The sequence below is a fragment of the Terribacillus halophilus genome (genome assembly GCF_900162685.1).
Classification (GTDB): Bacteria; Bacillota; Bacilli; order Bacillales; family Amphibacillaceae; genus Terribacillus; species Terribacillus halophilus_A.
Window position 1 is genome coordinate 508,501 of the sequence record NZ_LT727827.1, and the last position, 15,108, is coordinate 523,608.

Sequence of the window (15,108 nt, forward strand, 5' to 3'; positions counted from 1 at the left end):
TGAAAGAAGATATTACGAGGTTGTTCTAGTGTGGATTTATATTTACTTTATCATTATGGCCATGCTGACAGCAAATAAAATGAGGCAGACATGACGCCTGCCTCATAGATTATTACCCATTCATAACTTCAGTAAGTACAGGCACAATCTGTTTCTTACGTGAAACAACGCCTTCAAGCGTGGCTGTATTGTTGGATAAAGTTACGTGGAATGCCTTTTCCACTGCTTCTGTTTCTGCGCCAATTGCAATCGCTGTAGAGTCATTTGTTAAAATGTTAGTGATTGCAAAAAGATAAAGTTTTAAGCCTTTATCTGTAATTTTCTGCTTCATTGCAGCTTCAACTTCCGCTTGGCGAACAAGTACATCCTGTTCATCAACAACGTTAACTTGCGCAATTTCAACAGTTGCATTGCCCATTTGGAATTCTTTCGCATCAAGTGTGATTAATTCTTCCGCCGTTTTCTTGCTCACATCAGCGCCTGCTTTAAGCATGTCCAAGCCATATGTATTCACATCGACATCAGCAATTTCAGCAAGCTCTTTTGCTGCTTTTACATCTTCTTCTGTACATGTAGGGGATTTGAAAAGCAAAGAATCAGAAACAATTGCACTTAGCATTGCGCCTGCGATTTCTTTTGGAATAACCACATCATGCTCTTTATAGATTTTCTTAAGAATTGTAGCTGTGCAACCAACTGGTTCCGCACGGTAATAAAGCGGATCAGCTGTTTCAAAGTTCGCAATGCGGTGGTGGTCTACCACTTCAATAACGGATACAGTATCAATATCTGAAACGCTTTGCTGCTTTTCATTATGGTCGACTAAGATTACCTGCTCTGCTTCTCCATTAATTGCATCAATCATACGAGGAGCTTCAAGACCGAATGTTTTTAGTGCGAATGCTGTTTCTTCATTCAATTCGCCAAGGCGGATAGCTTCTGCTTCCATTCCTAGTTTGTTCTTCAAATGTGCGTATGCGATTGCGGATGTTACCGCATCTGTATCTGGGTTTTTATGTCCGAAGACGAGTACTTTTCCCACAGCTATCTCTCCTTTTACATTGTCGGCATGATGCCGGACATGATGTATTCATTTTACATGATTCTAGCTATTTTAAAAAGGGACTCACTTGGAAACATAGCGATTGCCATGCACCCAATAGCGCCACGGAAAGTCCTTTGCCTCCTGCGCATTCGGGATACCAATTCTCGGTCCTGTTTCCACTTGCTCCGGCGTGTAGCCTGATGCAATATATAAAGGAGTGCTCGTAAAATGCCCTCCGTAATGAGCGACTTGTTCAATACCCATCGCCTGACAAAGCTTCCCAGGTCCATTGGTCAATTCCCTCGGCTTCCTGCCAGGTCTGCGCGTCTCCATTAAAGGTATGCCATCCTTTGGTTCCAACGCTCGAATAAGAACAGCTTCAGGAGTTCCAGCAGCCGCACTCACCACATTCAGCAGCACTTGCCTGTGCATGGTGTACGTATAAATATGTCCAGGATCATGAAACATAATCTCTGTCCGTTTCGTTCTTCGGTTATTAAAGCTGTGTGCAGCACGATCAAGCGCACCCCGATAAGCTTCTGTTTCCACAATATAGCCCGACGAGATTCCTTGCGGTGTTTCATGAACCAACAAACAGCCCAACAAACTAGGAGCAAGCTCCAAAGTAGGCTGTTCATAAAATGATTGTTCCAGCGGCTCATAGCTAGTCATTATATATGCTCCTTCTTTAACACAGGTTTTGGTTCTTGTTTTCTCCCTTTTAGCATTACCCAAACCTGAAATAAGAATGGCGCACCAAGTATAACGAGGAAGGAAATAATCGTAAATATCGGAATCGGCTGCATCGCTCCGAAATAATCAAGCAGCATACCGCCAACCAACGGACCTGCTACACCTCCAAAGCCTGTAAAGCCCATAGCACCAAAATACGTTCCTTTCATTGCAGGGTTGGCAATGTCATCAATAAACATATCCGACATCGAGAACAGCAGCACTTCGCCGATTGTAAACAGTATAACGGCACACGCAATCCAGATAATATCATGCAAAAATGCCATACTTAGCATACTGACAGTAATCAGTATGTTTCCGAGCATCAATGATAACACCAGCGAATAACGCTTCGCTACAGCGACAATCGGATATTGCACTATTAGCACCGTCAATGCATTTAACGTAAGCATCATACTGAAAAGCTTTGCTCCATCTTCTATACTTGGTGTAGCAGCAAAAAACTGCGGCAGTGTAGCACTGAAGTGGGAATAGCCGAATACACTTACCGTCACTCCGATTAATAGGAGCATAAACAGCTTATCCTTGCGTGTGACATGAAACGCTTCCCGAACACCAATATGTTGTCCAGCTGCTGTCTCTGCCACTTTGATTCGCAGAAATTGAAAAACAAGTACAAGACCGTATACGAAATAAACGAGTGCAGCGATGAAAAACGGTGCTGTCGAAGCTGCCGAACCAAAGTACAGCCCTAATAGCGGCCCAAACACAACTCCAATATTAATTGCTGTATACCTCATATTGAAAACGAGCAGCCGATGCTTTGGATCTGTCACATCAGAGAGCAACGCTTTCGATGTTGGTTCGAACAAAGAACGGCATAACCCATTCAACGCGTTCATCACAAAAAATACCCATATCGCATCAGCCAGTGCAAATCCTACAAAAACGATACACCAGCCAAAAATGCTAATGCCCATAATTTTCTTTCTGCCAAACCGATCAGAAAAATACCCACCATAAAAACTGGCTAGAATACCGACCAAAGAACTGACTGCAATAATCAAACCGGTAAATCCGGCTGATGCACCTTTCTCCTGGGTCAGATAAATTGCTAAAAAAGGAATACTCATACTAGTAGCCATCCTGCCGAACACGGTACCGATGATAATTGCCCAGCTGTATGGATGGAGTGATCGTAACGCTTGCATGCTGCCTCATCTCCTCATAATCCAGATTATAGCAGATTAGAAGAATGCTGTTAGGCTCATCCCTCTCCAGCAAAGTGAAACATTTTCACAATTAATCCGTATACCTTACTATAGAAGCAACCACACAACTTTTGGAGTTTTAGGTTAAGTGGAAGAGGACTTATTAGCCAGGTTGCAAACGGAGTAATTCGTGTACGTAAAACCAAGCAAAACAAGGGGGACGCTATGTACTACGGTATCGAACCTGATTTTTGGATAAGATTCTTTTTACTGTTAGCCGCTATTCTTTTATTGCTGATCTCTTTTCATGCACTTATGCGAAAATGGTTACGAGTTGAGCGCAGTAAATTATTCTCGTATAACCACGTTAATGCGAAACATAAAAAGATTGATTGGATCCTTCGAATTACTACAATAATTATGATTCTTTTATTTACACCTGTAGTAATGATGACTGGTATCAATAATCTTAATTTTTTTATAAATCCTAGCTCTATTCTAATTATCTTTATTATTGTCTCTGAAATAGTCCGGACAGTCATGGAACGAAAATACGCTAAAAATCCGAACGCTTATAAAGTAACGCTAAGTCAGCTTATCTTTCTCTGTCTATTGTTACTAACACTCTATACAACTAATTTCTGGGGACTGATATAATTAGCCACAGACAAAGCGCTAGGATATGACATATCCTAGCGCTTTGTGCTGATACTAATTATTTGCGAGATTAAATCAAGACTGATCCTTCACCTTTTCTTCTTTCTTCAATAAATCCCGAATTTCGGTCAATAATTCCTGCTCCATTGTCAGTTTCTGAACCACTTCTTCTGACTGCGGTTGTTTGCGTTTCAATCGGTTCATGAATTTGACGACCATAAATAACACAGCAGCGATTAATACAAAGTTAATAACTGTTTGAATAAATACACCATACATCACTACAGCATTACCGACAGTAAACTGCAATCCGCTAAAATCATGCCCGCCAGTGATGATGCCGATAAGTGGCATGATAATATCATTAACTAACGAAGTTGTGATAGCACTGAATGCCGAACCAATTACAACGGCTACAGCCAGATCCACAACATTTCCGCGCAAAGCAAACTCTTTGAATTCTTTAAGCACTGTATACACCTCTCTTTCAGCAAGTATAATTCTTACGCATCTGTTTCCCTTTTTCAAGTATAGACATTTCCACAAAAAAAGAGACCCTATTAGGAGTCTCTTTTGCATTACAGTTCTTTCCACCAATCGTCATGCATAGAAGCTGGCATCTGACGTTTGTGGGTTGTTTTGAAATAACGTTCTTCCAGAAGCTTAGCTGGTTCTTCATCGATGATCTTTCCTTCTAGATAATCATCGATATCGTTATATTTTAACCCTAGCTCAGCTTCATCTGTTTGCCCAGGTTTGTCATCGAGTAAATCTGCAGTCGGTAATTTTTCGTATAGACGCTCTGGTGCACCCAGCTCAATCAGCAGCTGTTTACCTTGACGCTTATTCAAACCGCTGAGCGGCAGGACATCAGCAGCACCATCGCCATATTTCGTATAGAAGCCAGTAATTGCTTCTGCTGCATGATCTGTCCCTATTACCAGCAGGCCTTTTTGACCGCCAATTGCATATTGTGCAATCATGCGCATCCGCGCTTTTACATTTCCTTTATGAAAATCCGCAAGTTCCTCATTCGTTACATCTTTAAAAGCATGAGCAGCTTCTGCCACAGGTGCTTTGATATTATATACATAAGATTCTGCCGGCTTAATAAATTTCAGTGCTACCTGTGCATCTTCCTCATCTGCCTGCTCGCCATGCGGAAGCCGTACAGCTGCGAATGTTACATCCTTGCCTTCTTCTTTTAGCTCTTCGATTGCTAACTGCGCAAGACGCCCAGCCAACGTAGAATCCTGCCCTCCGCTTATACCTAATACGTAACCTTTTGCACCTGTCTTTTGCAAGTAATCCTTTAAAAAGTCGATACGGCTGCGAATCTCCTGCTTTGCATCAATCGTTGGTTTTACTTGCAGTTCTGAAATGATTCTGGTTTGATTCGTCATCATGGGACCTCCTCGAATTTGTAGCAGTAATAATCTTTTTTCCCTCTCAAATTGGAACCTAATCTCTTTATGTATCATGCTCTCACTTTCTAGTATAAACCAATCATGTAGTAAAAGCCGAAAATTAAAACCCGCAGGTCAATACTCCGCGGGTTTCCTGTTCATATATGCTGCCATATCCTCCACCGTCTTCTCCATACGCTGGATATCTATATCAAAATCAAGGTCAGTTGAACGAAAGAACGGATCGTCAAAAGTGAAAAGCTCTGCAATGTAATCTTCATAAGCACGCATCGCGACCATCTCCTTTCCAATTCTTCTTTCGTTTATTCTAGCCCAAATCCCTGCCGAAAAAAACCCATTCAAAGGAACTTATTCATCCATCTCCTGTTTTAGAACACCAATACTTTGGAGATAACTTCCCTTAGGGGAACAAAAGGAGGCAAAACAATGGACTTGTATAATTTCATGAAAAACGGTAATCCTGGCAAAAACCAATCTCGGCAGCCCGGTATCCAGCATAAGATGGACCCGCTGCCGATTGAGGAATTCGATCATTGGAAAGGAAGTGGCAAGCTTCAAGGAAAAGTCGCACTCATTACCGGTGGAGACAGCGGCATCGGACGCGCCGTCGCAATTGCTTATGCCAAAGAAGGTGCCAATGTTGCCATTTCCTATCTCGATGAACATGACGATGCTGCATATGCGAAGCAGCGAATTGAAGAAGTAGGCGGCAAATGCGTCCTTTATCCTGGTGATATTAGTGATGCAGCGTTTTGCGAAAACCTGATCCAGCAAGTTGTAAAAGATTTTAACACCTTGGATATACTCGTAAATAACGCAGCGCGTCAAGAAGTTCAAGATGATCTGACCGCAATCACGCCCGAGCAATTTGAACGGACGTTCCGGACAAACTTCTTCAGCTTCTTTTATTTATCACGTGCTGCACTGCCGCATCTTGGCAAAGGAAACAGCATCATCAATACAGCTTCCATTAATCCTTATATTGGCAACCCGACATTAATAGATTATACGTCAACCAAAGGTGCAATCGTTGCTTTCACACGTTCACTAGCAAAGGGCTTAGCTTCTAAAGGTATACGCGTAAACGGAGTTGCTCCCGGACCAATTTGGACACCACTCATTCCAGCCACAATGCAGGATGAAATGCTGACAAACTTCGGTACACAGACTCCGCTCGGAAGACCAGGTCAGCCTGTTGATCTTGTCGGCAGCTATGTACTGCTTGCTTCTGATGAAGCTGCCTATATGACCGGACAATTCATCCATGTCAACGGCGGAGACTATATGTCTTCTTAAAACACAAGAAACACATAGGGCTAAAAAACAAAAACACGTAAAATTGGGATTCCCCATGATTTTACGTGTTTTTATTACTACTCTTTTTACTTTTTATTCTTCCACATCTGGGTATTGTCGTCTTCATCAAACTCGATAATGACATCCGTTACTCCCTTCTGCTTCATAATTTGTTCTTCGAGCCGGTCTTTAATATCATCTGCAGCAGCCACAGTTAATGACGGGTCAATTTCCAATTTGGCTTCCACATGGAAAGACTCTCCTTCTTTGACAACTGTCATCTCTTGAATATCTCGCACATCGTTGTCTGCAAACAGGATATCTCCTATTTTGTCAGCCATCTCCTCATCTGCTTCTCCGATTACACCCGCTGCATTATCAAGGAAAACGCGCCCGACAACAAGAAACATCATAGCTCCAATTACAATCGAAGCAATTCCTTCTGCTTGATAGAATGGGGTGTACGATGCAATCAAAATAGCGATAATCGCGATTAGCGCTCCGCTTGTAGCAACAAGATCCTCCATAAATACAAGCTTTGTCGCTGGCTTCGCACGTCCAACATTAGCAAAACTTTTTGGAATTACAGCAAAACCCGTTGCACCTGAATCACTCTCATGCGCAATTTCCCGCATAGCCTTCAGCAACACATAACCCTCTAAAATACAACTTACAGCAAGCACAGAAATACTTAGCCATAAACCTTCCGATTCTGACGGATGCCCTAAATGTGTGATTCCCTCTCGTATTGTTTCGTAAGCGAGAATTCCAACAATCAGCACTGCACCAAGCAGTACAAGATTGACCGCTCGGCCAAACCCGCCGGGGAAACGCTCCGTCGGGGCTTTTTTACTTAATGCTGAACCTACATAAACAAAGAACTGGTTCGCTGAATCACCAAAACTATGCATTGTCTCCGCGAACATTGCAACATTACCTGTCAGCAAAAATGCTCCCCCTTTGACGAGCGCTATAATAAAGTTCACTATTGCTGCTAAACCAGCAGACTTGCTGCCTTGACGTAATAAACCCAAATATTCTTTCATGCTGTCTCTTCCTTTTCAGTAAATTTATATGTATTTTTGGTAACAATATTTTTAGGATAGCATACATTACATGCAATACCATTCCCTTCGCTTACACTGTTGGAGGGAAGAAGCCATGTTTTAGTTTCGGTGAAAATGGTTACCATATACATGAATTAAGTAATTTTTTCACTTGCAGCCCAGCCAGCTGACGTGTTAATATCTTGAACAATATACTTTTACAGCGAAAGGAGCCGATCAGCTTGAGAAAAGTAACATTAGAGCAGATATTCACACATCCTATAGCGCAAAAGTACCTCGGCCGATCCGGACAGGCACATGCTATTGCTGTAGCAGAATATGCACTTGCAATAAGTGCGAAAAAGCAAGTTGACCCTGACTTGGCAGTAAAAGCCGCCCTGCTGCACGATATTGGCCATTATGAGTGGTACCGCGATGGCAAGTGGGACTATGATTTGTACAGACTAAATGATATTCATGCTATAAAAGGTGCAGCACGTGCACATAAACTTTTGATACGCCTAGGGGAAGATCCACAGGCAGCCAAAGCAATCTCGCTTGCAGTTTTGCTGCACACAGATTCTTACCTCCCAGAGCAGAACTTAAAACGCGATCCGCTGCAGCAAGTCGTAGCAGAAGCAGATACAGCAGATGAAGAGTCTGGCGGAGCGCACCATTACAAAACTATCTCTGAGCAGGAAGCATTAAAACGCATCCGATCATTGGACAACAGCATTGAGAAGCGCATGATAAGGAAGGTTCAAACAAACTGATCATGACCGCTTCCCCCTTCCTTAATTCTCCTGTCTTTCCTATCAAAAGTATGCCTCAACACGTGCAATCTGCCGTCTCTTCCATTATGCTAGACTAATAGAATATAAGATTATAAAAGGAGATTAGCGAATTTGCACTGGAAAAGGATTATCTTAACAACTTTGTTGATGACAGTAGCAGCGTTGATCCTATTCGGTTTTTTGCATATAGAGCAGCTTCCGCCTAAAAATTCCACTCCTGTCGCCACCAAGGATGCAGATGACATCAACAGCCTTCACCCTACAGTAGAAAAAAATATGCATAAATTAGTAGATAAATCTGCTGATACCGGCATACCCATTATTATTACAGATGACTATCGCTCCAAAAAAGAACAAGACAAGCTGTATGCTCAAGGACGAACAACAGAGGGGCAGATTGTTACCAATGTCCAAGGGGGAGAATCGATGCACAACTATGGATTAGCCATCGACTTTGCTTTGGAACCAGAGCCAGGTAAAGTTATATGGGATATGGAATATGACGGAAATAAAAACGGTGAGTCCGACTGGCTGGAAGTAGTAGCAATCGCAAAAGATCTCGGCTTCCACTGGGGCGGAGACTGGACAGAATTTAAGGATTATCCACATTTGGAAATGCATATATATTAGTACGGATAGCGCCTCGTTGGCGCTTTTTTTATTAGATCTCAAAAAAACGGGCGATTGCGCATTCATACATGCACAATCGCCCGGCTTATTTAAATCCTGCATATAAGTAATTACGATGCAGCAGGATAGTCAGAAAGATCCGCAGCATCTTTCGCTTCTGCAGGTATTTCAATTGGCTCTGTTTCGTTGAAATCTTCAAAAGTATTATCAGAAACCATTTTAAGCTGTCCTGTTTCACCATCAACAGTAATGTTCATGTTCATTTCCAACGTCATACTTTCAGGGAAATAGGTTTCTTTATTAATATTAACAGCATAAGTAAACTTGTCATACTCAATATCACCCATTGCGGACATATCCATTCCGGAAGATCCCATTTGAGATTCCAAGAATTCATTCATTTTATCAGCCGCAATCTTTATATCCATCGTATAAGAATCACCGTTATCCGTAACTTTGATACTCTCTGCTAAGTCCTTTACCTGTTGAATTTGCTCATCTATTGGCTTAGACAATTGCTCATTCAAGTACTGTGAACCCATTTCTGTTCCAATATCCAACTTAATCCAAGATCCGCTTACCGGTTCTTTCATATACATGATGTTATCTTTCACATACATCTCAACAGCTTGATCGGCAGTTGTCATATCAATATGCATCGCCATCGGATCAGTCTCAGCAATTGTTTTACCGTTTGTTTCTGTAAACTGAGAAGCACCATCCGGTCCTGTTAACTCCATCTCTTGTGAAGTCGTCATACTGTAGCTTTTCAAGTCTTTGCTAGCTTTATTAGTTTTCTCTAGGATTTCTTCCGGAGAAGCTGTTTTTTTCTTCTCGCTGCCTGTCTCTTCACTGGATGCACTGTCAGTACCACAGCCGGTTAAAAATAACGCTAAAACTAGCACTAGCCAGCTTAGATGTTTTACTTTTTTCATATTATCCCTCCAAGTAAATTATTTTTTTTACGGACCCAATTACATTATTATTGATTATGTATGTCTCATTACAAATTTTCCAGAAAATAGTCCGCACTCACAATCTGTATTTTACATGAAATAATTACCTTGTTAACCTTTTAAACAAGAATCAGGATATAGTTACTAGGTTTATTTGCAGAAATATGCAGAAAAGAAGCAGAATACCTACAACTGCATACGACATATTAACTAGACTGCAAGCATGTTTTTTAAAAGGAAGAGCAGCCGCTAGCCGTGCAAAAGAAGCGCCAGAAGAGGCGCTTCCCCCTTAAACACAACAACACCTGTAATCTCTTTTGCTTTATAACTCCAGCTGAGAAGGATAAAGCGTCATACCTCCATCTACAAAAAGTGTCGTGCCAGTGACATAGCTTGCTTCCTTTGATGCAAGCCAAGCAGCGGCAGCAGCGATTTCTTCTGGTTTTCCAAAGGTCTGCATCGGTATCTTCTTCATCTGTTTCGTTTCATTTTCTGGTTTCGTATCTTCATTACGATCGGTAGCGATTGTTCCCGGCGCTATTGCATTTACTCTAATTCCTTTAGCTGCATATTCAAGCGCCATCGTTTCAGTCAGTAATTTTATGCCGCCTTTTGAGGCTGCATAATGGCTATCCGAGGGCTTTGGTATTTGCTGATGCACACTAGACATGTTAATGATACTTCCCTGTATATCATTCTCCAACATATATCGCAGCGCAGCTTGACCGCCAAGGAAAGTACCTGTCAGATTTACATCGATGACGCTTCTCCAGGTCTCCTCATCCATTTCATGCACAGGTGCAGGTTTGCTGAATCCAGAGTTATTGACCAAGACATCCATACCGCCGTATTCGTCAACAGCTGCCTTCAGCAGTTTCTGTACATCTTCTTTCTTGGATACATCAGCTTGTATGACAACAGCTTTTCCGCCAGCTTGGCGAATATTTTCAGCTGCTTGTGTTGCTCCGTCTTCATCGCCGTGATAATTAACAACTACATTCATTCCTTCTTGACCGAACCGTTCGGCAACCGCTCGACCAATTCCTTTCGAAGCACCCGTAACAATTGCTGTCTTACCATTCAAATCATCGTACATAAGGACGACTCCTCCCGTCTGTTTTCTTCCCTTTTCCCTCGATATTCCGACGACAAACTTTTCTACAAATTGTGACAAAATAAGACTTTTTTACTTATTCCCCTTTACTTTTTAGTCCTTCTTGCCGATATAAAGGAAAATAATGCACAGAGGAGCTCGTCTATGAATTCAACTATACAAGCAGTAGTCAATATCGCTCCCATTATCAAAGATACACTGGGACCGACGGCAGCGATGGGTGTACTGGATACAGAAAAATTTGTCTTTTATGCCCCTTCCACGATCTTAAATCTACCAATTAAAGTCGGGGAATCCCGTTTAGATGAACATGACATATATCGTCGCGCAATTAAAGGAGAGTCAGTTCTAGACTATATAACTGACAACTATGAATATCTCGGTGCACCAGTAGTTACTTCTATTACACCAATCCGCGATATGGAATCAGGCGAAATAGTAGGCTTACTTTCTTTAACTCGTACCTTGGAACATCAAGAGAAACTCGACAAAGAACTAAGCAAATTAAATGCAGTAATTGATGCTTTGCAAGGAAAAGTTCAGCATGTCGCAGCACAGGCAGAGGAATTGTCGGCCACGAGCAGTGACATCAATGAACAAGCAAACAGCGCAAATCAGAACTCCCATCAAATTGGGGAAGTCGTCCAATTAATCGAACAGATCTCTACACAGACAAACCTGCTTGGTTTAAATGCTGCCATTGAAGCAGCTCGCTCCGGCGAGGCCGGCAAAGGATTCGGTGTCGTAGCAGACGAAATTCGCAAGCTGTCTGATAACACGAAAGAAGCTGTTCAGACAATCGGTAAATCTTTATCCGAAATTCGCTCTAGTATTGAAAATTTATCTCTGAGCATCAACGAAGTATCCTCTTCTTCTGAAGAGCAGTCCGTCATCATGGTTGAATTTATGGACGATATCCAAGCATTGGATGAAAAAAGCAAACAAATAATCGATACAATGAAGCAAGTTACAAATCAGAACTAAGGAGGCAACAAAGATGCATCCCACAATACAAGCAATGGTTCTATTAGCACCTGAAATCAAGAAAAACATCGGGGATAACGCCGTCGTTGCCGTTACGGATAGAGAACATTTCGTTTTCTTCTCCCCATCTAAAGATTTGGATGTCGGAATAAAAGTTGGTGATTCTGCTTTTACAGAGGACAATGACTTATTACGTCAAGCACTTCAAGGTGAAAAAGTGCAAGTACATATCCCTAAAGAACGTTATGGTATTGGTATGCAAAACACTGCTAATCCACTTCGCGATGAAAACGGTGAAATAGTGGGTGTTTTACAGATCACAAAAACATTGAAAGACGAAGAGATGCTCGATCAGCAGCTGGATGAATTGCGTGAGATTGTAAGCAGTTTGCAAGCAAAGGTTCAGCATGTCGCCGCCCAGGCAGAAGAACTATCCGCAACGAGCACAGATATTGATAGCCAAGCTTCCCATGCGAATGAAAATTCCAAAGAAATCAGCAAAGTTGTCCAGCTAATTGAAGATATATCCACGCAGACAAACTTGCTTGGATTGAATGCAGCGATTGAGGCTGCTCGCTCCGGCGATGCCGGCAGAGGCTTCGGTGTTGTAGCAGATGAAATTCGTAAGCTTTCCATCGGAACCAAAGAAGCTGTTGGGACGATTGGTCAGTCGCTTCAGCAGATACAAGCAAACATGGAAAACCTAACATTGAGCATCGGCGAAGTGTCCACTTCCTCTGAAGAACAATCACGTGTGATGGTAGAGTTTATGGAAGATATAAAGAATCTGGATGGCCAAAGCAATGACATCGGAGATTACATCAAGGACATTACTAAATAAAAAATCGCCTCTCTTAGGAGGCGATTTTTTAGATAGATGTTTTTTTATTAGAAGTAGGCGGTGTCGTTTTAGGAGTTGCAGTTGCTGCAGCCGTGGTTTTATTACCTGCTGCCTTTGGCTGATTAGCTTTATCTTCATTCTTAGGTTTCGTCATCGGATTATCTGGTGCACTGTCAGGCTTTGCTTCCATCAATGTGTCTGTAGCTTCTTTTGCTTTATTGCCAGCGCCTTTCAGATCCTCTTTTACTTCCTTTACTGTGCCAAGGGCTGACTTGGAATCTTCTTGCACATCGTTTACGGAAGACATGATTTCATTTTGTGCTTTGTCATATACGTTCTTCACATCGTTTGCAGCGTCTTTTGCAAGTTCTGAAGCATCTTGCACTTTACTCATCACTTGTTCTTTTGCACCTTGTGGATCTTGTTTTGCTTCTTTTACAAAGCTTGAAACTGTATCCTTCGCTACACCGACATTTTGAAATACTTTCTGACGTGTCTGCTTGTTGAGCAACACGATTGCCGCACCTGTTACCGCTCCAGCAACTGCGCCAGTTAATAGTTTAGAACCTGCTTTTGCTTGCTCTTTCGTTTCTTGCTTGTCTACTGTTTGCGCTTGTGCCATTAAAAACACTCCTTAGACTTTTTTGTTTGCTCTGTTGATGTATGTATACCCCTTCATCATCAGGCTAAACAAAAAAATGTCATCATAATGGCAAAGATCTTTTTTGTTTCTGGACGAAATAAACCATTTCTTTGAAACCTATTTCTTTTAGTCGCTGTTTCACTTTATCAAAATCTTCACCTATTCTAGAAGGAATATGCGCATCAGAACCAAAGGAGATATCTACACCATAATGAAGCGCTCGCTCCAGAATACGATCAGAAGGATACCAGCCACCGACAGCTTTTGTCCCGCCAGAAGTATTCACTTCAATTGCAACACCTGCTTCACCAATTACCTTTAAAGCCTGGTCAATTGCATGGTCAGCAGGAATATCGGAGAAAGCTGGGTAGAACCCTTTCATTGCATCAATATGACCCAGCACTTGGAATATGCCGCTTTTAGCTGACTGTTGGATCAGATCGTAATATCTCTCCTTCACAGCAATGTGCTCCTCTTCAGAAAGTGCATCCCAACGACCTTGCTTAAAAATATTCACTTCATCTACGTAATGAACGGACCCAATTACATAATCGAATGGATATTTACGGTAATAGTCTGCATATAGATTGGCATGCTGCGGAAAGAAGTCACTCTCTACTCCAAGTAATACATGAATCTGATTTTTATACTTTTCTTTCAGCTGCAGCACTTCCTGTACATATGCTTCAAAGCCGCTGATTGGCATGGCAATACCAGGATAAAGCTGATCTTCATCACTATAAAAATAGGGGGAGTGATCTGCTATGCCGATATATTGCAGCCCTTTGTCTATTGCCGCCTTAATATAATCCTCAATCTCTCCTTCAGCATGACCACAGCGATAATGGTGTGTATGCAAATCAAACGTCATACTCCGACTCCTTCTGCCACTTGGCTGTTTTCTTCCAGGAAATCTTTAATCAATCGATTGACGATTTCCGGCTGTTCATGATGCACCCAATGTGTTGCATCATCAATGTAGACCAATTCATAATCGGAACAGAACTTGACCGACTCTTGGGCTAATCTTTTTAGAAGAAATTGATCCTTGATGCCCCAAATAATTTTCGTTGGCACATGGACCATAACAGCTTCCTTCTGGCCGTATATGCCGATGTTATTTTTCTCCGTAAGGGCGCGATACCAATTCAGCATACCTGTTAGCGCACCAGGCTTTGCCCATGCCTCTTTATAATCATCTATATCCAGCTGCGAAAACGTGCCCGGCTGACTGAATTTTGTCAGCGCCATGCTGAGACCGTAGTAATCATTCACTGCCAGAGATTTTTCCGGCACATCATTCATTTGGAAAAAGGCCATATAAGAACTCTTGAACCATTGAAGTGGATTTGTTGCCATTACTTTAGGCAAGGCTGCTGGGTGCGGCATATTGATAGCAATAAACGTTTCCACATTTTCCGGACGCGTGACAGCCAAATGCCAGCCTACAGCTCCGCCCCAGTCGTGACCAATAATAATTGCTTTATCCCGCTGAAACACTTTCATAACTGCCAACACATCGTCACGAAGCTCATCCAGCACATAGCTGTCAGTTCCTTCCGGCTTTTCACTCAGATTATAGCCGCGCTGATCTAATGCCAGAACACGGAACCCCTGCTGTGCTAGCGGAACAAGCTGCTCTTTCCACCCGTACCAAAACTCTGGAAATCCATGCAGCAATATCACTAGTTTCCCGTCGTTAGGACCTGCTGCAGCCATGTGCAGATTTATTCCATTTGCTTTCACTGTTATATGCTCGACTCTCATCTGG

The 15,108-nt window shown here is 42.2% G+C and carries 17 protein-coding genes and 1 pseudogene; 6 read left to right on the top strand and 12 right to left on the bottom strand.

What is annotated here, in order from left to right:
• Positions 1-112: 112 nt before the first annotated feature.
• From B1K52_RS03615 to B1K52_RS03625, 3 genes are all read right to left on the bottom strand, one after another.
• On the bottom strand, positions 113-1,042 hold the full coding sequence (locus B1K52_RS03615; protein ID WP_077305420.1) for a manganese-dependent inorganic pyrophosphatase: 930 nt from the start codon (positions 1,040-1,042) through the stop codon (positions 113-115).
• 84 nt (positions 1,043-1,126) lie between these two features.
• Complete coding sequence (locus B1K52_RS03620) at positions 1,127-1,720, bottom strand: DNA-3-methyladenine glycosylase (RefSeq protein ID WP_373022198.1); 594 nt, start codon at positions 1,718-1,720, stop codon at positions 1,127-1,129.
• On the bottom strand, positions 1,717-2,949 hold the full coding sequence (locus tag B1K52_RS03625; protein ID WP_077305424.1) for an MDR family MFS transporter: 1,233 nt from the start codon (positions 2,947-2,949) through the stop codon (positions 1,717-1,719). The genes B1K52_RS03620 and B1K52_RS03625 overlap by 4 nt, the downstream gene beginning before the upstream one ends.
• A 315-nt stretch (positions 2,950-3,264) precedes the next feature.
• Here B1K52_RS03625 and B1K52_RS03630 point away from each other — a divergent pair, with 315 nt between their 5' ends.
• Positions 3,265-3,606 carry a DUF4181 domain-containing protein gene (locus B1K52_RS03630; protein ID WP_373022200.1) on the top strand — a complete coding sequence of 114 codons (342 nt, stop codon included), beginning with the start codon at positions 3,265-3,267 and terminating at the stop codon, positions 3,604-3,606.
• Positions 3,607-3,681: 75 nt separating this feature from the next.
• Here B1K52_RS03630 and mscL read toward each other — a convergent pair whose 3' ends face one another.
• From mscL to B1K52_RS17840, 3 genes are all read right to left on the bottom strand, one after another.
• Complete coding sequence (gene mscL, locus B1K52_RS03635; RefSeq protein WP_077305428.1) at positions 3,682-4,077, bottom strand: large conductance mechanosensitive channel protein MscL; 396 nt, start codon at positions 4,075-4,077, stop codon at positions 3,682-3,684.
• A gap of 107 nt (positions 4,078-4,184) precedes the next feature.
• Complete coding sequence (nadE, locus tag B1K52_RS03640; RefSeq protein ID WP_077305430.1) at positions 4,185-5,009, bottom strand: NAD(+) synthase; 825 nt, start codon at positions 5,007-5,009, stop codon at positions 4,185-4,187.
• A gap of 138 nt (positions 5,010-5,147) precedes the next feature.
• A complete protein-coding gene (locus tag B1K52_RS17840; RefSeq protein ID WP_179106451.1) occupies positions 5,148-5,303 on the bottom strand; it encodes a hypothetical protein in 156 nt (51 codons plus the stop codon).
• Positions 5,304-5,459: 156 nt separating this feature from the next.
• On the opposite strand from B1K52_RS17840, the gene B1K52_RS03645 reads away from it, so the two are divergent.
• Positions 5,460-6,329 carry an SDR family oxidoreductase gene (locus tag B1K52_RS03645; protein ID WP_077305432.1) on the top strand — a complete coding sequence of 290 codons (870 nt, stop codon included), beginning with the start codon at positions 5,460-5,462 and terminating at the stop codon, positions 6,327-6,329.
• 86 nt (positions 6,330-6,415) lie between these two features.
• On the opposite strand, the gene B1K52_RS03650 is transcribed toward B1K52_RS03645, so the two are convergent.
• Positions 6,416-7,375 (bottom strand): cation diffusion facilitator family transporter, encoded by a 960-nt coding sequence (locus B1K52_RS03650; protein WP_077305433.1) that lies wholly within the window; start codon positions 7,373-7,375, stop codon positions 6,416-6,418.
• Between the two features lie 242 nt (positions 7,376-7,617).
• Between B1K52_RS03650 and B1K52_RS03655 the strand changes: the two genes are divergently transcribed.
• Positions 7,618-8,148, top strand: a complete 531-nt coding sequence (locus B1K52_RS03655; protein WP_077305434.1) for an HD domain-containing protein — start codon at positions 7,618-7,620, stop codon at positions 8,146-8,148.
• 132 nt (positions 8,149-8,280) lie between these two features.
• The gene (locus B1K52_RS03660; RefSeq protein ID WP_306278108.1) at positions 8,281-8,799 is read left to right on the top strand and encodes a M15 family metallopeptidase; all 519 of its coding nucleotides are present in this window, start codon (positions 8,281-8,283) and stop codon (positions 8,797-8,799) included.
• 110 nt (positions 8,800-8,909) lie between these two features.
• On the opposite strand, the gene B1K52_RS03665 is transcribed toward B1K52_RS03660, so the two are convergent.
• Both B1K52_RS03665 and B1K52_RS03670 read right to left on the bottom strand, forming a co-directional pair.
• Positions 8,910-9,734, bottom strand: a complete 825-nt coding sequence (locus B1K52_RS03665; RefSeq protein ID WP_077305436.1) for a DUF6612 family protein — start codon at positions 9,732-9,734, stop codon at positions 8,910-8,912.
• A gap of 343 nt (positions 9,735-10,077) precedes the next feature.
• Positions 10,078-10,851 carry a glucose 1-dehydrogenase gene (locus B1K52_RS03670; RefSeq protein ID WP_077305438.1) on the bottom strand — a complete coding sequence of 258 codons (774 nt, stop codon included), beginning with the start codon at positions 10,849-10,851 and terminating at the stop codon, positions 10,078-10,080.
• A gap of 669 nt (positions 10,852-11,520) precedes the next feature.
• Here B1K52_RS03670 and B1K52_RS18455 point away from each other — a divergent pair.
• Both B1K52_RS18455 and B1K52_RS03680 read left to right on the top strand, forming a co-directional pair.
• Positions 11,521-11,853, top strand: a pseudogene (locus tag B1K52_RS18455) (methyl-accepting chemotaxis protein); the annotation flags it as partial.
• 13 nt (positions 11,854-11,866) lie between these two features.
• A complete protein-coding gene (locus B1K52_RS03680; RefSeq protein WP_077305442.1) occupies positions 11,867-12,694 on the top strand; it encodes a methyl-accepting chemotaxis protein in 828 nt (275 codons plus the stop codon).
• Positions 12,695-12,722: 28 nt separating this feature from the next.
• Here the strand turns inward: B1K52_RS03680 and B1K52_RS03685 are convergent, their stop codons facing one another.
• The 3 genes from B1K52_RS03685 to B1K52_RS03695 form a co-directional block, all read right to left on the bottom strand.
• Positions 12,723-13,316, bottom strand: coding sequence for a hypothetical protein (locus B1K52_RS03685; RefSeq protein WP_077305444.1), 594 nt, complete (start codon positions 13,314-13,316; stop codon positions 12,723-12,725).
• 82 nt (positions 13,317-13,398) lie between these two features.
• The gene (locus B1K52_RS03690) at positions 13,399-14,208 is read right to left on the bottom strand and encodes a histidinol-phosphatase (protein WP_077305446.1); all 810 of its coding nucleotides are present in this window, start codon (positions 14,206-14,208) and stop codon (positions 13,399-13,401) included.
• Complete coding sequence (locus B1K52_RS03695) at positions 14,205-15,104, bottom strand: alpha/beta fold hydrolase (protein WP_077305448.1); 900 nt, start codon at positions 15,102-15,104, stop codon at positions 14,205-14,207. Before B1K52_RS03695 ends, B1K52_RS03690 begins: the two co-directional genes overlap by 4 nt.
• Positions 15,105-15,108: the final 4 nt, after the last annotated feature.